Source organism: Cytobacillus firmus NBRC 15306 (genome assembly GCF_001591465.1).
GTDB lineage: Bacteria > Bacillota > Bacilli > Bacillales > Cytobacillaceae > Cytobacillus > Cytobacillus firmus.
The window spans coordinates 42820-62541 of sequence record NZ_BCUY01000002.1 but is presented as its reverse complement, the minus strand read 5'-3'; the positions used below and the strand labels follow the sequence as shown (position 1 = coordinate 62541).

Here is a 19722-nt window from a genome sequence, read left to right as displayed (position 1 = left end):
CTTTATTTTTTTTTTTTGGTTTCTGTTTCAAATATATCTTCCTTAGTCTCTTCCCTGCCAGGGAGAATCAGGTTCAGGAGAACACCGCTGATTGCTGCCAGTGCCATTCCTTCCAGTTTGAATGCCCAAATCTCGATGTGAGCTCCCCCAATTCCCAGGACAAGGATGACTGATGCGATAACCAGATTGCGGTTGTTTCCAAAATCCACTTTGCTGTCAACCAGCATTCTTAATCCAGATGAAGCGATGATCCCGAACAGCAGGATTGATACGCCGCCCATTACTGGAGTAGGGATCGAGCTGATCAGTGCTGTCACCTTGCCAATGAATCCGAAGATGATGGCGATGACTGCAGCACCCGCAAGTACATAGACACTGTAAATTTTCGTGATGGCGAGTACACCAATGTTTTCACCGTAAGTTGTCTTTGGCGGACCCCCGATTAATGCGGAGATCATTGTTCCTGTTCCATCAGCAAGGATGGAGCGGTGAAGACCCGGTTCTTTAATGTAATCTTTTCCAACTACTTTTCCAAGGACAAGCTGATGGCCGATATGTTCAGAGATTGTCACAACAGCTACTGGAATCATTAGAAGCGCAAGATCCAGGGTTATCCTCACTTCATAATCTGCGAACGGGAATAAGAATTCCGGCATTTCGAACCAGGCGGCCTGCTGTACAAGCGAGAAGTCAATCAGGCCCACAGCCAGTGAGTAAACATAGCCGATGATGATCCCTGCCAGAATCGGCACCATACTGAGCATACCTTTTGCATAGATGGAAAAGATGATTGTTGCACCTAAAGTGATAAGCGCTGCTGAGAAATGCAGCATGCTGTATTCACCAGTTTCAGGATTGTTCATAGCCATCCCGACCGCTGTCCCTGCTAATGCCAATCCGATTACAATGATTACAGGTCCTACCACAATTGGCGGAAGCAAATTCATAATCCAGCGGTAGCCTGCTTTCTTGATGATCAGGGCTACTGCCCCATACACAAGTCCAGCCATGAAGCTGCCGATCATGGCAGCACCCGGGCCTCCGGCAGCTTTGGCAGCTAAGATCGGGGCAATGAATGCGAAAGATGATCCAAGGTATGCCGGCACCTGCCATTTTGTAATGATTAGAAAGGCTATCGTTGCCAGTCCGCTTGAGATTAGTGCAATGGCAGGATTTAATCCTACTAAGTATGGTACAAGTATAGTGGCTCCGAACATAGCGAATAAATGCTGTAAACTTAATGTCAGCCAATGGGCTGGTTTTGGTACATCCTTTATATCCAAAATAGGCTTATTCATTACGATCTCTCCTCTGCATTTTATTAAAAAACCCTCTTTGCAGGAGTGCAAAGAGGGTGCAAGAGCACAGCAAAAGACAGACCGATTCTGCTGTGTTCCCCTTTGCCAGCCTCTCTGGACTGCATTTAAAAGGGCTATTTAATTTTCATATATACTTACCTGGTCGCTTTCATCCACTTCCTTCAGCTCGACGACAATTTTTTCTGAACTGGAGGTTGGAATGTTTTTTCCTACATAATCAGCTCTTATCGGAAGCTCCCTATGGCCGCGGTCCACAAGGACTGCAAGCTGAATCTGAGATGGCCTCCCAATATCGATCAGCGCATCAAGGGCAGCTCTAACTGTTCTTCCTGTATAAAGAACATCATCGATCAGGATCACCTTCTGATCGTTAATATCTTTTGGAACATCGGAGCCTTTGACAAGCGGCTCCTGATTTTCAGTCTTTTTCGTAAGATCATCTCTATAGAGAGTGATATCAAGTTCGCCTACTTCAATTTTGGCTCCCTCGATTTGTTCAATTCTTTCCGCCAGGCGGTTCGCCAGGTAAATCCCCCTGGTCCGGATGCCAATCAGAATGCAATTTTCAATGCCTTTATTCTTCTCTATGATTTCATGAGCAATCCTTGTCAGCGCTCTCCTGATTGCCTGGTCATCCAAAACAATAGCTTTTTGCTGCGGCATCATGATCACCCCTATTATCAAATTTCATATACAAAAAACCCTCTCACCGATCAGGTGAGAGGGTAAACGATTTCTTTCTGCAGAATAAAGATACAATTCTCCTTATTCAATCCGTTTCCTTCCCAGCCTCACGGGACTGTTTTAAAGGACTTATTCAACTATTGTCATCATATAGCACATTTGGACAATTGTCAACGATTATTAGCCAGGTTATCTACTAGTTCCTTAAAATAAGCAGGCGCAGGTGCTTCAAATTCAAGGTACTCGCCAGAACGTGGATGTTTAAAGCCCAGAACGCCTGCATGAAGTGCCTGTCCCCCAATATCAAGAGTCTTTCTGGGACCGTATTTAGGATCTCCTGCCAAAGGATAGCCAATGTATTTCATATGAACACGGATTTGATGTGTTCTTCCCGTTTCCAGCTGGCATTCCACCAGTGTAAAATCCCTGTAACGCTCAAGGACCTGAAAATGAGTAACCGCATGTTTTCCATTGTCCACAACACTCATGCTTTGACGGTCTTTCGGATCGCGGGCGATTGGCGCATCAATTGTACCGTAATCGTGTGGAATAACTCCATGGACAATGGCCCGGTACTTACGTGTAACAGTTTTGTTCATCAGCTGGTTCACAAGACTTTCATGTGCCATATCATTCTTTGCAACCATGAGAAGTCCCGACGTATCTTTATCGATTCTGTGAACGATCCCGGGCCTCATGACCCCATTAATTCCTGATAAGTCTTTGCAATGAGCCATAAGACCATTTACAAGTGTGCCTGTTCCATGCCCGGCTGCCGGATGGACAACCATTCCTTTTGGTTTATTTACAACTAGGACATCCTGGTCTTCATAATAAATATCCAAATCCATTTCTTCAGGCACTACATCGAGTTCTTCCGGATCAGGTATTGATATTTCAATTCTATCGTTTGCAGAACATTTGTAATTGGTTTTAGGCTTTTGGCCATTCACTAAAACATTGCCATCCTTGATCCATTGCTGCACCTGAGTTCTTGACCAATCCGCATTCAATGTGGATAATACTTTATCTATTCTTTCTCCTGCCTGTTCATCAGGAATGATGTGTTCCATTTTCTCCATAAGATTTCTCCTTTTTCTTTGCTTCTCTCTCTTCAAGCAGCATCTGAATCATCAATAGTCCTACACCGATAACCAGCGCCGAGTCAGCAATATTGAAAACGGGAAAGTCATAGCCAAAAATATAAGTGTTTACGAAATCCACCACTTCTTTTCGAAATACCCTATCAATAAAGTTTCCAATCGCTCCGCCCAGCATCAGGCCCAAAGAGACTCCAAGAAGCAATTTGCCTTTGGCTGCTTTTTGAATGTAATAAATGATACCAATTATGACAATAACGGTTATTACGTAGAAAAACCACATTTGCCCCTGCAGGATGCCCCAGGCAGCGCCACGGTTGCGGTGCGATGTAATATAAAGAAAGTCCTCGATAACTTTAACACTTTCCCCTAATTCAAAGTTCTTTACAATCAGCCACTTCGTAAACTGATCTAGTGCAATTACGAACAATGCAATTATGTAATAAAACACAAAGGCAACCCCCATATCTCATATCATTACCTTTGCATTTTAGCACAAACTTAATAAAAAACACAGCACGCGCTTAAACTCAGTGGAAAATAGACTTTCTGTAGAAATTCCCCAGCCTGCTGCAATCCTCCATTGTTTTTAATGTAGGAATCATCTGCAGCAAATCTTCCGGCAGCAGCTCACCTGAAATTTCACACTTGCCGAATTTTCCTGATTCAATTTTGCATAGTGTTTGTTCAATATCATGCAGCTCTTCCAATAAAATAGGCTTTATCAACGGGGAACTGTTGCCTTCCATTAGCCTTTCCAATATTTCCTGTCTTGTATTACGGAGTTCTGTATATAGCCCTTCTGCTTTTGCATCCATGCTTTTTCCTCCGTTCTCTGATGTTTACTTTATTATTTTCTCGGAACGGGTTTGAGACACGGACAAACTTTTAGCAAACGGCACAACATTTAGTGAAGGTGGAATTATTTATAAAAAGAATTTGAAGAAGTTCAATTAAAAAACAGTCCCCCAGTATTTGAGGGACTGCCGGTATTAAGCCAAGTGGCTATAATTATTTTTCACAACATCCGCACAGCGAGGGCAAAGCGTGTCATATCCTTCTGTCTGGCCGACTTCTGGAGTAACTGTCCAGCAGCGGTCGCATGTTTCACCTTCAGCTTTGGAAACAACAATAGCAGTGTTTTCAAATTTCACGGCATTTTCAGGTGCATCTGACAGGCTGCCTGCTACTTCGAATCCAGACACGATAAAGAGCTGCTGAAGATTTTCCTGAATTGAATCCAGAAGGCTCTTGGCTTGATCATTTACATAAAGGGTTACTTTAGCAGTAAGGGATTTGCCGATCACCTTATCATTACGTGCTTCTTCCAATGCCTTAAGGACATCATTGCGAAGCTTCATGAATGAAGTCCACTTGTCTTCCAGCTGTTTAGCATTCGGAAGCTCCGTATATTCAGGCATATCTGTTAATTGAACACTTTCTTCTTTCACATTCGGAATAAAGCTCCAAACTTCATCAGATGTATGGGAAAGAATAGGTGCAACAAGCTTCACAAGAGCAATCAGGCTCTCATAAAGAACAGTTTGGATTGCACGGCGTTCTGCATTATCTTTTACTTCAATATAAAGGACATCTTTTGCAAAATCAAGGTAAAATGCACTAAGATCCAATGTACAGAAATTATTTACAGCATGGTAGATACTGGCAAATTCATATCGGTCATAAGACTCGCGAACGCTCTTGATTAGCTTGTTCAGCTTCACTAGCATAAACTGATCCACTTCACGCAGATTCTCAAAGGATACCAAGTCTGCTGCTGGTTTAAAATCATCCAGATTTCCAAGCAAGAAGCGGAAAGTATTGCGAATCTTTCTATACACTTCGGCTACCTGCTTAAGAATAGCATCAGATACCCGGACATCAGCCTGATAGTCAACTGAAGCTACCCATAAGCGCAGAATGTCAGCGCCAAGCTGGTTCATGACTTTTGCCGGAACAACTACGTTTCCGATCGATTTACTCATTTTTCTTCCTTCACCATCAAGTGTAAAACCGTGGCTCAGTACTCCTTTGTAAGGTGCTTTCCCTGTTACTGCTACCGCAGTTGACAGTGACGAGTTAAACCAGCCTCGGTATTGGTCAGAGCCTTCAAGGTATAAATCAGCAGGACGCTGTAAATCGTCGCGTTCTAGAAGAACTGCCTGGTGGGAAGAACCTGAATCGAACCAAACATCCATGATATCCGTTTCTTTTGTAAACTGGCCATTCGGGCTTCCGGAATGTGTAAACCCTTCAGGCAGCAATTCTTTCGCTTCTCTCTCAAACCAAATGTTTGAGCCATGCTCACGGAAAAGATTTGATACATGCTCAATGGTTTCATCTGTGATAATTTCTTCGCCACTTTCCGCATAAAAGACCGGAATAGGCACTCCCCATACACGCTGGCGGGAGATACACCAATCACCGCGATCCCTGACCATATTAAATAGTCTGGTCTCACCCCATGCAGGATACCAATTTGTTTCCTTAACAGCTTCCATAAGTTCATTGCGGAAATCTTTAATGGATGCAAACCACTGGGCAGTAGCACGGAAAATAACAGGCTTTTTCGTTCTCCAGTCATGTGGATAAGAGTGAGTAATAAAAGTCAGTTTTAATAAAGCTCCTGCTTCCTCAAGTTTCTCAGTAACCGGCTTATTGGCTGCATCATAGAATAATCCTTCAAATCCGGGAGCTTCATTTGTCATGTTTCCTTTATCATCTACCGGGCATAATACGTCAAGCCCGTACTTCATTCCGACTTGAAAATCATCTTCCCCATGTCCTGGTGCAGTATGAACACATCCAGTACCAGCATCGGTTGTTACATGTTCTCCCAGCATGACAATAGAATCACGGCCATAAAGCGGATGTTCAGCAGTAACATATTCAAGGTCAGTCCCTTTTACCGTTTGAACAACTTGGTAACCTTCCCATTCGAACTCTTTAGCCACAGCAGACAATAAATCTTCTGCAACCATAAACTTTTTGCCGTTTACCTCAACTACAGTATAGGAGAGATCCGGATGAACTGTAATTCCAAGGTTTGCAGGAATGGTCCATGGAGTTGTAGTCCAAATAATGATATGAGTATCTTGATCCAATACTTCTTTGCCATCTTTTACTTTAAATGCAACATAAATGGATGGCGAACGTTTATCTTTATATTCAATTTCTGCCTCTGCCAAAGCAGATTCAGATGACGGAGACCAATAAACAGGCTTTTTGCCTTTATAAATATAGCCTTTTTTCGCCATCTCCCCAAAGACTTTAATTTGCTGGGCTTCATATTCCGGCTTGAGGGTGATGTATGGGTTCTCCCAATCACCGCGTACACCTAAGCGCTTAAATTGTTCGCGCTGGCTGTCGATCTGCTCATATGCGTATTCTTCACATAATTCGCGGAACTCTGCTACACTCATTTCTTTACGCTTAACGCCCTTGTTTGTCAGCGCCTGCTCAATTGGAAGACCATGTGTATCCCAGCCAGGAACATAAGGAGCATTATAGCCAGTCATTGACTTAGACCGTACGATGAAATCCTTTAAAATCTTGTTCAGCGCATGGCCGATGTGGATGTCGCCATTTGCATATGGAGGGCCATCATGCAGTACAAACATCGGACGCCCTTTTGTCCGTTCCTGGACTTTTTCATAAATATTCATCTCTTCCCATTTAGCCTGAATTTCTGGTTCACGCTTTGGAAGATTGCCGCGCATTGGGAATTCCGTTTTTGGCATTAATAAACTATCTTTGTAATCCATTCCTTTTCCTCCTGTTTATAACTCATTAAATACCATGATAGCCAATGAGAGCTTAGAAAAACCTCAGGAAAATACAAAAAACCTTCTCATCCCAAAAAGGGACGAGAAGGTTCTATTCTCCCGCGGTACCACCCTTGTAGATGAAATTTAATGAAATTTCATCCGCTCAAAGCATTCTTAACGTGAATGATCCGCCTTGGCCTACTGATAGCTGAACGTTCGGCAAGGAACTCAAGGGTGATTTTCCAGCTTTAGCTTATACCCGGGCTTCCACCATCCCCGGCTCGCTAACAGAGTAAGAGTGCCGCTCTGCACATAAGCTATTGAAAAGACTGTACTGTCCCTCTCATTGTTGATAAACATTGTATTTACTTTGTTTTAAAATTATATGCGATATTTCCAGCTTTCGTCAAGCCAGTGATTCTTCTTCTTCTCTTAATGATTTGAGTTCAGTGGAATCCAGTTTATATTCCATCAAATGATCCCAATCATCGTTATTCAGCATATCAAGCTGTGCTTCAACAAGCATCTTGAAGCGTGTTCGGAATACTTTGGACTGTTTCTTTAAATCTTCAATATCCAGTGCAATTTTTCTTGCTTTGGATAAGGACTCGTTTACAATCCTGTCAGCATTCTTTTCGGCTTCTTTGATGATTAGCTTTGCCTCTTTATGCGCATTGCGTTTTACTTCTTCTGCTGCTTCCTGTGCAACCACAATAGATTTATTAAGTGTTTCTTCAATTGTGGTAAAGTGGCCAATGCGTTCATTCGTTTCATTTAGCTTCTCTTCCAGCTCTTTTTTTTCCCTGATCAGGATTTCGTAGTCCTTTATGATTTGGTCGAGGAATTCGTTCACTTCATCTTCATCATAACCGCGGAATCCTTTGCTGAATTCCTTGTTATGAATATCTAACGGTGTTAATGGCATAAGTGCCACCTCCCAGGTCTGTTGATCTTATGTAAATTGGTTTGAGCCTGCTGGTTCTATTTAATTATAGCAGACTCAGCTGTCTTTTGATTATTTATTCGACAGGTTGTTTCAAAATCCTTCAAGATAATAAAAAATTATATCTGTTTGTTATGATGCTGTTTTCCTCTGCAGGTATTCACCAGGAAGAAAATCCGAAAACATTTTTTATGATATTACTCTTTCAACCAAACGCACAGTTTGATGAATTAGATCTAACTTCCTACTTACCACCAGGCTGGGGTCTCCCGGCCATAATTCTCCATTTATCCTTTTTTGTTTTCCCGTCTATTTCTATGATCTTGGAACGGCCTTGTCCCCTGACTGAGATGATATCGCATTGCTGGCATTCAAATGAAGGGTTTTCTATTTGCGTCCAATTGACTTTGACGAGCCCCTGTTGGATATATAACTGGGATTTTTGTCTTGAAATGTTGTAGATGGCTGATATTACAGTGTCCAATCTTAGGGATGAAGTGGTAATGGTGCTTTCTTTCCACACTTCTGCCGTTTGGACCGCCTGAGAAAACGGCTGTTTTTTTAATGTTACTGACGCTCTGCCAATTGACTGCAGCTGCATGCTAATATACTCCTCAATTTCTTTTGCTGCAAGGAATTGAATTCTGTCATCTTCAAATAGGATATCACCGAATTTCCCTCTTTTTACCCCCAGTGACATCAGACTGCCGAGGACTTGCGGGTGTTCTATAGTAACAAACTTTTTGGGGTATTCCAATTCGAAAAGCTGAATTTGAAAATCGTCTTCATCGCTTTCATAGTAATCAGGAAATATCAGTGCCCTTTTCCTCTCGGCACTTGGCGTTCCGCCAAATAAAGCAAATAAGATTCCCGAATCCTGTCCTATGACGCTTTTCAGAATTTGCTGCTCCCTTGGGTCAAGAAAATCAGTAAGCTTTGGTGCGTATGTATTTTCGACATTGCTCTTCCAGTTAAGAACCTGGTCAATAAATTCTCTTTCCTCCGGCCGGAAATGCTGATATATGTTCATATTTGGTGAACCTCCTTTTATGCAAATAAAAAAGGGCCATTTTGATAGCCCTGTTTGTTAATCTTATGAAATCCATAAAAAAAGCTGCTGCAAACCTCCAGTGGCAAATCGCAAAACTAAGATAGCCACAATTGGAGAAATATCAATCATTCCAAGCGGAGGAATAATTTTTCGGAACGGCTCAAGATACGGCTCACAAATTTTTGCCAGAAATTGGCCGAAAGCTGATTCCCTGGCATTAGGAAACCAGGACAGCAGAATATAAATAATCAATGCCCACGAGTAATAATAAATTGCGGATGATAATATTCCAAATACTAATTCCATTAAGCGCTACCACCTCGTATTTTCTAATTCTTGTTCTTTCATCAGCTGAGAGATATTTCCTGATACTTCAACATTGTCAGGTGTACATAGAAAAATATCAGTTCCGATCTTTTGAATATCTCCGCCGATAGCATAAACGGTGCCGCTTAGGAAGTCGACAATGCGCTTTGCCTGGTCTTTTTCTATCCTCTGCAGATTGACTACAACAGCTCTTCTGTTTTTCAGCTGATCCGCAATATCCTGTGCTTCTGCATATACCCGCGGTTCAACAAGAACTACTTTAGAAGATTTTTGCACACTTTGCAGACTGACAATGTTTTGTTTTTGAACTGGCTGCTGCTGTTTCTGCACCTGCTTCACCGGCTCTCTTTCTTCTTCGATGTTTTCCTCTTCCTTATAGTCATATTCATCATCCAGGAAGAAAAATGTTTTAAATTTTGATTTTATACTCATTTTTATTAAACCTCCTGACCCTATTGGCCTACTAAAGCTGTCCCAATCCTAACCATTGTGGCTCCTTCTTCAATTGCCAGTGTAAAATCATTGGACATGCCCATTGAAAGCTCAGTACATGGAGCAAAATCAAATCCCAGCTCTTTTACCTTTTTTTGAAGGTCCTTAAGCCTGCGGAAACAGGCACGGAGAAAATCCTTGTCATCTGTTAGTGGCGCCATTGTCATAAGGCCAATGATATTAAGATTTTTATAATCAGCCAGGCTGGTAATAAAGTCAGCTGTCTCTTCAGGGTTTATCCCCTGCTTGGATGCTTCCCCTGATACATTAACCTGAACAAAGCAATTTATCTTTCGATTCGCCCGCTTGTCGATTTCTTTGGCAAGGGATAGCCTGTCCAGTGAATGTATATAGTCAACTTTATCAATAATGTTTTTCACCTTGCGGGTTTGCAGTGTTCCGATAAAATGCCAGGTTGGCCGGTCTTTTAACACTTCCCATTTTGCAAGAAGTCCATCATCCCGGTTTTCGCCTAAATGATGAATACCTGCTTCAAGAGCTTCTTGTGCCCTTTCAGCTGAAACGTATTTAGTAACAGCAATTAGGGTAATCTCTTCCGGCTTACGGTTAGCCTTTGTGCACGCTTCCTGAATGGCTGTCTCTATTTGCTTTAAATTTTTCTCTACTCTCATTTAGCTTCCTGCTTCCTCCTTCCAGCCAATAAAGCTCATCATCCTGCCGGTATTTCCCCTGTCTCTTCGGTGGGAGAAAAAATAGTCTGTATGACAGCTTGTGCAAAAATCAGTAATCATGATATTTTCATGTGGAATCCCTGCGTTTACAAGGATTTTCCTATTTAGTTCTTTCAGGTCAAGCTGGAATTGATTGTCACTAATTTGATTATATGGCTTTATATCGACATCTTCTAGTATTTTTTGCACTTTTGAAATAACACGATCATCAACAATATAACAGTTTGCACAAATGGAAGGCCCAATCACGGCTTGGATCTCACTTAAGTCTATGCCTTCACCTGCAAATAGTTCAGCCATATTCCTGCCAATCCCCCCTACAGTACCTTTCCAGCCTGCATGGGCAATGCCTATGGCTCCTGACTTTTCATGCAGGAAATAAAGGGGGACACAATCAGCGTAACACAGGGTCATCATGACACCTTTAGAATAAGTGAAAAAGCCGTCAGTATCCGAAAAGGAATCCTCGTAAACAAGAGCACCTTTCCCTCTATCATTTCCGGTAACTTTTTTTATGTTCACTTCGTGAGTTTGTTCAGCGCAAACCCAATTTTCAAGAGGAAATCCAAGCAAGCCAGCCACATGCTGCCGATTTTGACTGACTGCTTCATAGCTGTCATTTACATGCAATCCTGCATTAAGCGTTTCATATTCATTACGGCTGAAGCCGCCATTTTTAGTGGTAAAACCAGCCATTATATTAGGAAAACGATCGGCCCACTCTTTTATGACAAAATACTCTTCCGTTTTTAAAGAAAATGGTTCCATGTCAATTAACCCCATTTTATTTTTCTATAGTTTACCACAAGGAAGGCAGTGATGACACCATTAACAACTCTTATGCTTCATCCTCCATATATTTCGGTTCAACTGCATCCTGATAGCGGACAAGTATGACATCTTCACCAATTTTTATAATATTTTTCCATGGAATGACAATATCTGCGTCTCTGCCAAAGAATCCTAACACTTTCCCCGCTCCTCCGATAATTACCGCTTCAATTTTCCCTGTATTTATATTAATATCTATATCCCCAATATTTCCAAGCTTTTTGCCGTCAGCAACATTCACAACATCCTTCATTTGAAATTCAGATATTTTCACCATCGACACTTCACTCCCAATTTATGTTCTTATTCAATATATGTTTGCTTCTATAAGAAAAATGTTTGGTAAATATAAAAAGCAGCCAATTTGGCTGCTAGCTTTGAATATTTTTATTCATTTGTTTGATGGCCGCTTTTTCAAGCCTTGAAACTTGTGCCTGGGATATGCCGATTTCCTCAGCCACTTCCATTTGAGTTTTGCCCTGGAAGAAGCGTTTTCTGAGAATCAGTTTTTCCCGTTCATTCAATCTCCTCATACCCTCTTTGAGCGCTATTTCTTCAATCCATTGAATATCTTTGTTCCGTTCATCGCTAAGCTGGTCCATCACATAAATCGGATCCCCGCCATCATTATAAATCGGCTCAAATAAGGAAACAGGATCCTGGATGGCATCCAATGCAAAAACGATTTCTTCATGAGGCACATCCAGCTCTTTAGCTATTTCTTCTGCTGTTGGCTCTCTGGATGTTTTACTCATGAGGCGTTCTCTTACTTGCAGAGCTTTATAAGCAATGTCCCTTAAAGAACGGGAAACACGGATCGGATTATTATCACGCAGATACCTGCGTATTTCCCCAATAATCATTGGAACGGCATAGGTGGAAAACTTAACGTTTTGACTTAGATCAAAATTATCAATAGATTTCATCAGACCGATACAGCCGACCTGGAAAAGGTCATCAACAAATTCGCCTCTGTTATTAAAACGCTGAATAACACTCAATACGAGGCGCAAATTGCCGTTGACGAGTTTTTCCCGTGCGGTTATATCCCCCTTATGCATTTGCTTGAAGAGCTCTCTCATTTCTTCGTTTTTTAAAACTGGAAGCTTTGAAGTATCAACACCGCAAATTTCTACTTTATTTCGAGTCAATCCATTTCCCTCCTCACAGGAGCTGCTGTACAAAAAACAGTATCTCCTTGGAAAGGAAAAATATGCACCGGCTAATCTGTCTGCCGGAAGAGGAAATGGTCAAAGCTTCATTAACACTAGGTTTTCACCTTGCAAAATTTTGTAAAAAATATTGCTGGCTTTAAACTTCTAAACCATCTTGTTAAATTCTTTTTTAAGTCTTTTTATTATTCTTTTTTCCAGACGTGAAATATAGGACTGGGAAATGCCCAGCATATCTGCCACATCCTTTTGAGTTTTTTCTTCACCTGATCCGAGGCCGAATCTAAGTTCCATTATCTGTTTTTCACGATCTGTTAGCTGATGCAATGCTTTTAACAGCAGCTTTTTATCAACATTGGCTTCGAGGTCTTTGGTAATGATGTCATCCTCAGTACCCAGAACATCGGATAGAAGAAGTTCATTGCCATCCCAATCAATATTTAGGGGTTCATCAAAGGAAACCTCAGAACGGATTTTATTGTTCCTTCTTAAATACATTAGAATTTCATTCTCAATACAGCGGGATGCATATGTAGCCAGTTTGATTTTTTTCTCCGGGTTAAATGTATTCACTGCTTTAATAAGGCCAATCGTTCCAATACTGATTAAGTCCTCTATATTTATGCCTGTATTTTCAAACTTCCTGGCAATATACACAACAAGACGGAGATTTCTTTCAATTAAAATGGATCTTGCCGCTTTATCTCCTTTTGGAAGCTTGATCAGGAGCATTTCTTCTTCTTCCTTACTGAGTGGAGGAGGTAGTGCTTCGCTGCCGCCTATATAATATACTTCATCTGTTTTGATCCCCAGCTTAATCAACAATTTATACCAATAGTAGGATAAGCGAAGTTTTAACTTTTTCATGAATTGTCCTCCTTCTAAATTAAGTTCGTGCAGAGTATAGTATATTAACTTACTTTTGCATCCGGCTTCATTGTACTTTTACCTGTAAGCATCTTGGGGTGTACGATGCACTGAAACGCATCGTCTGCTGAAAGCTGCTGCATGGAAAATGATATTAATCCACGTTCCACTTCGATTATTTCACTCTCTTTTTCAAGGAGAATCCGGTCAGGCTTGAACCCTATGATTAATTGGTGTTCTTGTCCAACAACCTTACATGGAATGACCCTCATTTTATGCTCCCAATCCCCTCCAATTGACTCGCTTCCCATGATGATATCCTCCGGGTTCCCTGCCATTTTACTAATTTCAGGCGGAAACTCATCCAGCCTGTCTTTTATGGATATGAACATCACAGGCATTTTCGAAATGGGGTCGTATAACTGGTTGCCGCTGTCAATCAGGCCTTTGAAACAATATTCTGTTTTATTGATCACAATACGCACCAAAATTAAAGAATCATAATGAATTTTTGTCATCTCAATTCCTTCAACATTTCTCTTTGAAAAGTGCCAGGCTAGAGGAAACCCAAGAAGCACGAACAGCCAGCTGATTGGATCACCGAAGCCATTTACACTGGCCATCATGACAGATGAAGAAAGCTTAAAATCAAAATTGATAAAATAATGAATGCCTATTAAGGAGCCTCCAACTAAAAAAGTAGCAAAATAAAAAGTCATGAGACCTTTTACAAAATAACGCAAACGCTTAAAGCCGAAAACAGTCAGTACCATTGCAATGGAGAATAATAGCTTAGTGAACGGGTGACCTGAATATTCATTAAATGGTGTAAATACTAATAAAATGATGATCGATCCCATGAAGCCGCCCGCAAGTATTCTCCAAAGTCTGATTTCTCTTTTTAGAATTATGGCTGTTAAATAAAGGAGAAGGCTGTCAAACATAAAATTCAATGCCCAGATAACATCCAAATAGACCGTCAATTATCTTCCTCCTTTATTAAATCAGAATCTGATAGATTGACGTGAGGCAACTATTCTCTCATATAGTTAAAGCGCGATGATTCTGTTAGAAAAAAGTATAGCGCATTTCAGTAAAGAAAGTGTGTCGCTTTCTGTATGCAAAAAGATAGAAATTTTCCCTATTCCCAACGGATTTTGTCATTATTTTTCTATTCATTGCCCTTCCTATTTTCACTGGTGTGATTTATATCACATTTTTTGTTTTTATTATCAACTATAATGACAGTGAAAATAATAAAAAGGAGTTTTGCTGATATGCTAGACACAAAAACAATTGAAATTATTAAAAGCACTGTACCTGTACTTGAAAAACACGGTGAAGATATTACGAAAACCTTTTATAAACTGATGTTTACAAATCACCCTGAACTGCTGAACATTTTCAATCATGCTAATCAAAAGCAGGGCCGTCAGCAAAAAGCACTTGCAAACTCAGTATATGCTGCGGCTAAATATATCGATAATCTCGAAGCTATTATTCCGGTTGTCACACAAATCGCACATAAACACAGATCATTAGGAATTAAACCTGAACATTATCCAATTGTGGGAGAGCATTTAATCCTTGCAATCAAGGAAGTACTGAAAGAGGCCGCAACTGAAGAAATAATTGATGCATGGGTTAAAGCATATGGTGTAATAGCTGATGCATTCATCGGATTAGAAAAGAGTCTTTATGAGGATGCAGCACATAAGCCAGGAGGCTGGGATGACTTCAGAACTTTCACTGTGGCAAAAAAGGTGAAAGAAAGTGATGTGATTACATCCTTCTACTTTACACCGGCTGATGGAGGAAATATTTCCGGCTACTTTCCGGGTCAATATATTAGTTTGAAATTAACGATTCCAGGGGAAGAATACACACATATTCGTCAATACAGCCTGTCTGATTCCCCGGAAAAATCATATTACCGAATTTCTGTAAAGAAAGAAGAAGGCAACTCTGAAAAGCCGGACGGCAAAGTTTCCAGCTATCTTCACAATGAACTTAACGAAGGCGATTGTATAGAGATTAGTGCCCCTGCAGGAGAATTTGTTCTGGAGAACGTGGATAAGCCCGTGGTTCTGCTTAGCGGCGGGGTAGGCATTACACCAATGCACAGCATGCTGCGTCATCTTGATGCAACAGGAGTAAATCATGAAACTATTTTTGTTCATGCTGCACTCAATGGAAATGTACAGGCATTTACCGACGAAGTTCATGAGATTGCAAAGAATAATCCATTAGTTAAATCATATTTCTGCTATGAAAATCCAACAGATAAAGATAAAACGGAAAAAGTCTACAGCAAAGAAGGCTATATTACTTCTGAATGGTTAAAAACAATCGTGCCAAATAAAGAAAGTATGGTTTATATGTGTGGTCCAGTTCCTTTCATGCAGGCTATGTATGAAGCATTGCTTGATGCAGGCTTTAAAAAGGAAAACATCCGATATGAATTTTTCGGGCCTTCGATGCAATTAAAGGAAACTCAATCAGTATAAGCAGATAAAGCATGGCCATTTTTTGGCCATGCTTTAGTTTTTTTTCAATTATAAAAAGCACCTGGAGTCCAGCTGATTCCAGGTGCTTTTGCCTTCATATATTATCTTCTGCGGTTACGATTGCGCAGGAACGTCGGAATATCCAGTGTTTCATCTGGCTGATGAGATTGGCTGCTTCTTACATTTTCCTGTGGAGCTTCCTCTCTCTTTGGCTCACGCTTGATAGCCGTTCCCATGTTTGGAGCAGCTTTTGGCTGTCCAAATGATGGCCTCATAGGCTTTGGCTGGATCACTTCTTCATTAAATCCCGTTGCAATGACCGTCACAACGATCTCATCTTTAAGATTTTCATTAATAACGGAACCGAAGATCATATTTACATCCTGATCTGATGCCGAAGCAACAATGTCAGCAGCTTCCTGTACTTCATACAGGCTTAGATTCGACCCGCCGGTGATATTCATTAAGACGCCTTGTGCGCCATCAATGGATGTCTCAAGTAAAGGAGATGAAATCGCCTTTTTCGCGGCTTCTGCTGCACGGTTTTCTCCTGCAGCCACACCAATTCCCATTAGTGCTGAACCTTTATTGGACATGATTGTCTTCACATCTGCAAAGTCAAGGTTAATTAATCCCGGGACAGCAATTAAATCGGAAATACCCTGAACACCCTGGCGAAGGACATTATCCGCTTCGCGGAATGCCTCAAGCATTGGAGTGCTTTTATCAACGATTTCTAAAAGCCTGTCATTTGGAATGACGATCAGTGTATCAACCGCTTCCTTCATAGCCGCAATTCCGCCGGCTGCCTGAGTGGAACGCTTGCGGCCTTCAAAGGTGAATGGGCGCGTAACAACACCGACAGTAAGAGCACCTAAATCGCGCGCAATCTGGGCAATGACTGGAGCCGCTCCCGTTCCAGTTCCTCCTCCCATACCAGCAGTAACGAATACCATATCCGCACCTTTAAGTGCTTCTTCTACTTGCTCTTTACTTTCTTCTGCCGCTTTTTTGCCTACCTCAGGATTGGCACCAGCCCCGAGCCCCCTTGTAAGCTTGCCTCCGATTTGCATTTTCACTTCTGCTTTTGATAAATTCAGCGCCTGTGCATCCGTATTAACTGCAATAAACTCGACACCTTGAACACCATGCTCAATCATTCTGTTTACTGCATTGTTACCGCCGCCTCCAACGCCGATGACTTTTATAGTTGCTAATGAATCCAAATTTGTATCAAATTCCAACATGACTTATCCTCCTAAATTCGTCGACATTCCATAAGAACACCTTTTTTGATTCGCTTTTTAACGCACTCCCAAACTGGGGTTCCAGTGCTTTTACTATCCGCCGTATGGCTTTCGATTCCGTTTCCCTAACCCTTGCGAATCAAATCAAGTTATTCGAAAAAGTATCCGAGGAACTTTTTAACTCTTGATGTGATCTTTTCTTCCGGCTGTTTTTCCGGCTTTGTTTTCGGTTGCGGTTGCGGTTTTTGCACTCGGTTTTCTTTTGCTTCAGGGACAGTCACTGGCTGCTCCATTTTTCTGCCCTGTATTTTAGCATTCTTATATGCGAACTTAATCAATCCAACAGCAGTTGTGTACTGCGGTTCCCTCACTCCAATATAATCTGGAATTGCAATGCGGACTCTATTTTGGAAAACATCCTGTGCCAGTTCAAGGATCCCCTGAGTGTTCGCTACGCCCCCAGATAGTACATAGCCGCCAGGAAGGTCTTTTGCACCCAGACGTTTCACTTCGTGCTGGATAAGATCAAAGATTTCTTCCATTCGCGCTTCTATAATATCTGAAATTTCCAGCTGATTAAATTGCTGATGCTGATCACTTCCGATTATAGGCACACTGAATACCTCGTCTTCAGATGCATGGTCATAAAACGCATAGCCATACTTTGTTTTAATTTTTTCTGCATCTTCTGTAGAAGTGCGAAGTCCGATTGACAAATCTTTTGTAATATGGTCTCCACCTACAGGAAGGACACTGGTTGCTTTTAAATAACCATTTTCAAATATGGCAATGGTTGTGGAGCCGCCGCCAATATCAACAAGTGCAACTCCAAGGTTTTTTTCATCCTTGGACAATGCGAATGCACCTGCCGCCAGAGGCTGAAGTGTAATATCCATGATTTCAAGGCCGGCGCGTTCCACACAGCGCAGTGTATTATGTAAAATCGTTTTTGATCCAGTAATAATTGTGCCTTCCATTTCCAGACGCACACCAATCATTCCCCGGGGATCGCTGATCTCGTCCAATCCGTCGACGATAAACTGTTTTGGAATGACATCAATGATATCCCTTTCCGGCGGGATCGATACAACTTGTGCCGCATCTATAACTCTAGCAACATCTTCGTCTGTTATTTCCCTATTTTCACTCGAGACCGCGACAACGCCATGAGATGGCTGAAGCATAACATGATTGCCGGTTATTCCCACAATCACATTTTTTATTTCCATTCCTATCATTCTCTCAGCCTGTTCGATTGCCTTTTTAATAGAATGAACTGTTTCGTCTATATCAACAATAGAGCCCTTGCGCAGCCCCTCTGAATGTACATTGCCAACACCAATAATATTTAAAGAGTCATTGACCATTTCCCCAATGATTACTTTTACACTGGATGTACCGATGTCAAGACTAACATATATTTCATTGCTGTTCATTCTCTGGCACCTCCTTTTTTTTGCTATTCCGAATATTGAACAACAATCATTTTTTGCTGTTGTTTGTTTTAATAAGTTAGTTTATCTATAAAATTATTCGTCAAAACTAATATTTTCCCTTTTTTAAATATCATTTTTTTCTGTTTTTTCTCTGTTTTGAGACCATTTTGCAATTAATATTCTTCTGATGACCGCAATATTCTGGAATAGCCTGACCCCAAAAGCAAATACTGCTGCTAAATACAAGTCTACACCAAGATGTACACCCAGAAAAGCTAAACTTGCTGCCAGCAGGATGTTAAAAAAGAAACCGGAAACGAAAACTTTTTCATCATAAATGTTTTGAAGCTGTGCCCGAATCCCGCCGAATAGAGTATCCAATGCAGCAAGAACAGCAATGGACAGATAATTCGAGTATTCATCCGGCACTTTTATATCTGTCATAAGTCCAAGTATCACACCTATGATCAATCCTAAAACAGGAAGCCACATTAAGATTTGCCTCCTTCATCAGGTTTCACAGGCTCCATATATCTGATTCTCAATGCCTCGTCATATGCAGGAACCGTAATTGGCTCTGCAGACTTTTCCACCTTAACCCTAAGATTGTCAATGAAGAATTCTTCTGCAGATTTTGACACCTGCATGCGGTTAAAAAGCTTCTCGGCAGATTGAACATTCTCAGTGATTACTTTCACTTCAATAGGCAGGGATTTTAAGGCATAGCCGTCTATCATGGTCTCCCTGTTAATGTCCCTTATGACAGTAGTGTTGATGATCCTTCTCCCGCCAATGGAAATGTGCATGGCATCATACATATTTAACTCGTTGACCAGCCGCTTGAGCAAATCTGGGGAAACAGAATCAGGCTGCTTGCCCAGGAGGAGCTCCTCATGTACCGGTTCTATGGTTAAGATTATGCCTGGTCCCGTCACTTCACTTAATCCGGCTTCCATTTTTAATTCCTCCAGCGTCTCACGAAGCACTTGTTCTTTACTTTGTTTGCGCTTTGTTTCATATTGGGCAATTTTTTCTTCATTTGAACTGATTTCACGCAATAGTTTTAATTGCAGTTCCTTTTCTTTAAGGATGTCAGCTCTAAGCTCCCAGGTATCTCTCGTATCCCGGACAGCCGGTTCCTTAACTGTTTGAAACTGTATGGCAATCATAAATCCAATTACAACTGTTATAAAGGTAAAGCTGAACTTCTTATTGCCCACTTTAATTCCACCTTGCTTTCCCGAATAAATTATTCTGTGGACAAATTTTTATACGAATGCTGGTTTG

At 41.2% G+C, this 19722-nt stretch carries 21 protein-coding genes and 1 other annotated feature; of the genes, 1 reads left to right on the top strand and 20 read right to left on the bottom strand.

The window, feature by feature from the left end; genetic code table 11:
- Window positions 1–2 precede the first annotated feature (2 nt).
- The 16 genes from BFI01S_RS01035 to spoIIGA all read right to left on the bottom strand — a co-directional run bounded on the left by BFI01S_RS01035 (window position 3) and on the right by spoIIGA (window position 14228).
- Window positions 3–1298 carry a solute carrier family 23 protein gene (locus BFI01S_RS01035; RefSeq protein WP_061790951.1) on the bottom strand — a complete coding sequence of 432 codons (1296 nt, stop codon included), beginning with the start codon at window positions 1296–1298 and terminating at the stop codon, window positions 3–5.
- A gap of 138 nt (window positions 1299–1436) precedes the next feature.
- A complete protein-coding gene (pyrR, locus tag BFI01S_RS01030; protein ID WP_061790950.1) occupies window positions 1437–1982 on the bottom strand; it encodes a bifunctional pyr operon transcriptional regulator/uracil phosphoribosyltransferase PyrR in 546 nt (181 codons plus the stop codon).
- A 191-nt stretch (window positions 1983–2173) separates the two neighbouring features.
- Window positions 2174–3085 carry an RluA family pseudouridine synthase gene (locus BFI01S_RS01025; RefSeq protein ID WP_061790949.1) on the bottom strand — a complete coding sequence of 304 codons (912 nt, stop codon included), beginning with the start codon at window positions 3083–3085 and terminating at the stop codon, window positions 2174–2176.
- On the bottom strand, window positions 3057–3554 hold the full coding sequence (gene lspA / locus BFI01S_RS01020; protein ID WP_009330836.1) for a signal peptidase II: 498 nt from the start codon (window positions 3552–3554) through the stop codon (window positions 3057–3059). The genes BFI01S_RS01025 and lspA overlap by 29 nt, the downstream gene beginning before the upstream one ends.
- A gap of 79 nt (window positions 3555–3633) precedes the next feature.
- Window positions 3634–3921, bottom strand: a complete 288-nt coding sequence (locus tag BFI01S_RS01015; protein ID WP_061790948.1) for a hypothetical protein — start codon at window positions 3919–3921, stop codon at window positions 3634–3636.
- 174 nt (window positions 3922–4095) lie between these two features.
- Window positions 4096–6867, bottom strand: coding sequence for an isoleucine--tRNA ligase (gene ileS / locus BFI01S_RS01010; RefSeq protein WP_061790947.1), 2772 nt, complete (start codon window positions 6865–6867; stop codon window positions 4096–4098).
- Between the two features lie 94 nt (window positions 6868–6961).
- Window positions 6962–7226 (bottom strand) — a binding site (T-box leader).
- Between the two features lie 50 nt (window positions 7227–7276).
- Window positions 7277–7795: a DivIVA domain-containing protein gene (locus BFI01S_RS01005; RefSeq protein WP_061790946.1), complete on the bottom strand. Its 519-nt coding sequence runs from the start codon at window positions 7793–7795 to the stop codon at window positions 7277–7279.
- A 262-nt stretch (window positions 7796–8057) separates the two neighbouring features.
- Entirely contained in the window at window positions 8058–8843 is a 786-nt protein-coding gene (locus BFI01S_RS01000) for a YlmH family RNA-binding protein (protein WP_061790945.1), read from the bottom strand.
- Between the two features lie 63 nt (window positions 8844–8906).
- Window positions 8907–9170, bottom strand: coding sequence for a YggT family protein (locus BFI01S_RS00995; protein WP_061790944.1), 264 nt, complete (start codon window positions 9168–9170; stop codon window positions 8907–8909).
- 6 nt (window positions 9171–9176) lie between these two features.
- Window positions 9177–9623: a cell division protein SepF gene (locus BFI01S_RS00990; protein ID WP_061790943.1), complete on the bottom strand. Its 447-nt coding sequence runs from the start codon at window positions 9621–9623 to the stop codon at window positions 9177–9179.
- A 20-nt stretch (window positions 9624–9643) separates the two neighbouring features.
- The gene (locus tag BFI01S_RS00985; protein ID WP_061790942.1) at window positions 9644–10315 is read right to left on the bottom strand and encodes a YggS family pyridoxal phosphate-dependent enzyme; all 672 of its coding nucleotides are present in this window, start codon (window positions 10313–10315) and stop codon (window positions 9644–9646) included.
- Entirely contained in the window at window positions 10316–11143 is an 828-nt protein-coding gene (gene pgeF, locus BFI01S_RS00980) for a peptidoglycan editing factor PgeF (protein ID WP_061790941.1), read from the bottom strand.
- A gap of 70 nt (window positions 11144–11213) precedes the next feature.
- Window positions 11214–11483 (bottom strand): YlmC/YmxH family sporulation protein, encoded by a 270-nt coding sequence (locus BFI01S_RS00975; protein ID WP_061790940.1) that lies wholly within the window; start codon window positions 11481–11483, stop codon window positions 11214–11216.
- A gap of 94 nt (window positions 11484–11577) precedes the next feature.
- Window positions 11578–12357 (bottom strand): RNA polymerase sporulation sigma factor SigG, encoded by a 780-nt coding sequence (sigG, locus tag BFI01S_RS00970; protein ID WP_026041699.1) that lies wholly within the window; start codon window positions 12355–12357, stop codon window positions 11578–11580.
- A gap of 168 nt (window positions 12358–12525) precedes the next feature.
- The gene (sigE, locus tag BFI01S_RS00965) at window positions 12526–13245 is read right to left on the bottom strand and encodes an RNA polymerase sporulation sigma factor SigE (RefSeq protein ID WP_061790939.1); all 720 of its coding nucleotides are present in this window, start codon (window positions 13243–13245) and stop codon (window positions 12526–12528) included.
- A gap of 44 nt (window positions 13246–13289) precedes the next feature.
- Complete coding sequence (spoIIGA, locus tag BFI01S_RS00960) at window positions 13290–14228, bottom strand: sigma-E processing peptidase SpoIIGA (RefSeq protein WP_061790938.1); 939 nt, start codon at window positions 14226–14228, stop codon at window positions 13290–13292.
- 294 nt (window positions 14229–14522) lie between these two features.
- Here spoIIGA and hmpA point away from each other — a divergent pair, with 294 nt between their 5' ends.
- Window positions 14523–15752: an NO-inducible flavohemoprotein gene (gene hmpA / locus BFI01S_RS00955; RefSeq protein ID WP_061790937.1), complete on the top strand. Its 1230-nt coding sequence runs from the start codon at window positions 14523–14525 to the stop codon at window positions 15750–15752.
- Window positions 15753–15853: 101 nt separating this feature from the next.
- Here hmpA and ftsZ read toward each other — a convergent pair whose 3' ends face one another.
- The 4 genes from ftsZ to BFI01S_RS00935 all read right to left on the bottom strand — a co-directional run bounded on the left by ftsZ (window position 15854) and on the right by BFI01S_RS00935 (window position 19604).
- Window positions 15854–16999, bottom strand: a complete 1146-nt coding sequence (gene ftsZ / locus BFI01S_RS00950) for a cell division protein FtsZ (protein WP_061790936.1) — start codon at window positions 16997–16999, stop codon at window positions 15854–15856.
- 149 nt (window positions 17000–17148) lie between these two features.
- Window positions 17149–18435 carry a cell division protein FtsA gene (ftsA, locus tag BFI01S_RS00945; protein ID WP_035328805.1) on the bottom strand — a complete coding sequence of 429 codons (1287 nt, stop codon included), beginning with the start codon at window positions 18433–18435 and terminating at the stop codon, window positions 17149–17151.
- 123 nt (window positions 18436–18558) lie between these two features.
- A complete protein-coding gene (locus tag BFI01S_RS00940) occupies window positions 18559–18927 on the bottom strand; it encodes a small basic family protein (protein ID WP_019381715.1) in 369 nt (122 codons plus the stop codon).
- Window positions 18927–19604, bottom strand: a complete 678-nt coding sequence (locus BFI01S_RS00935) for a DUF881 domain-containing protein (protein WP_061790994.1) — start codon at window positions 19602–19604, stop codon at window positions 18927–18929. Before BFI01S_RS00935 ends, BFI01S_RS00940 begins: the two co-directional genes overlap by 1 nt.
- Window positions 19605–19722 lie beyond the last annotated feature (118 nt).

Coding starts and splice junctions, on each gene's coding strand:
- BFI01S_RS01035 (WP_061790951.1), bottom strand. CDS start 1,298: ATGAATAAGCCTATTTTGGATATAAAGGATGTACCAAAACCAGCCCAT.
- pyrR (WP_061790950.1), bottom strand. CDS start 1,982: ATGCCGCAGCAAAAAGCTATTGTTTTGGATGACCAGGCAATCAGGAGA.
- BFI01S_RS01025 (WP_061790949.1), bottom strand. CDS start 3,085: ATGGAGAAAATGGAACACATCATTCCTGATGAACAGGCAGGAGAAAGA.
- BFI01S_RS01015 (WP_061790948.1), bottom strand. CDS start 3,921: ATGGATGCAAAAGCAGAAGGGCTATATACAGAACTCCGTAATACAAGA.
- ileS (WP_061790947.1), bottom strand. CDS start 6,867: ATGGATTACAAAGATAGTTTATTAATGCCAAAAACGGAATTCCCAATG.
- BFI01S_RS01005 (WP_061790946.1), bottom strand. CDS start 7,795: ATGCCATTAACACCGTTAGATATTCATAACAAGGAATTCAGCAAAGGA.
- BFI01S_RS01000 (WP_061790945.1), bottom strand. CDS start 8,843: ATGAACATATATCAGCATTTCCGGCCGGAGGAAAGAGAATTTATTGAC.
- BFI01S_RS00995 (WP_061790944.1), bottom strand. CDS start 9,170: ATGGAATTAGTATTTGGAATATTATCATCCGCAATTTATTATTACTCG.
- BFI01S_RS00990 (WP_061790943.1), bottom strand. CDS start 9,623: ATGAGTATAAAATCAAAATTTAAAACATTTTTCTTCCTGGATGATGAA.
- BFI01S_RS00985 (WP_061790942.1), bottom strand. CDS start 10,315: ATGAGAGTAGAGAAAAATTTAAAGCAAATAGAGACAGCCATTCAGGAA.
- pgeF (WP_061790941.1), bottom strand. CDS start 11,143: ATGGAACCATTTTCTTTAAAAACGGAAGAGTATTTTGTCATAAAAGAG.
- BFI01S_RS00975 (WP_061790940.1), bottom strand. CDS start 11,483: ATGGTGAAAATATCTGAATTTCAAATGAAGGATGTTGTGAATGTTGCT.
- sigE (WP_061790939.1), bottom strand. CDS start 13,245: ATGAAAAAGTTAAAACTTCGCTTATCCTACTATTGGTATAAATTGTTG.
- hmpA (WP_061790937.1), top strand. CDS start 14,523: ATGCTAGACACAAAAACAATTGAAATTATTAAAAGCACTGTACCTGTA.
- ftsZ (WP_061790936.1), bottom strand. CDS start 16,999: ATGTTGGAATTTGATACAAATTTGGATTCATTAGCAACTATAAAAGTC.
- ftsA (WP_035328805.1), bottom strand. CDS start 18,435: ATGAACAGCAATGAAATATATGTTAGTCTTGACATCGGTACATCCAGT.
- BFI01S_RS00940 (WP_019381715.1), bottom strand. CDS start 18,927: ATGTGGCTTCCTGTTTTAGGATTGATCATAGGTGTGATACTTGGACTT.
- BFI01S_RS00935 (WP_061790994.1), bottom strand. CDS start 19,604: ATGATTGCCATACAGTTTCAAACAGTTAAGGAACCGGCTGTCCGGGAT.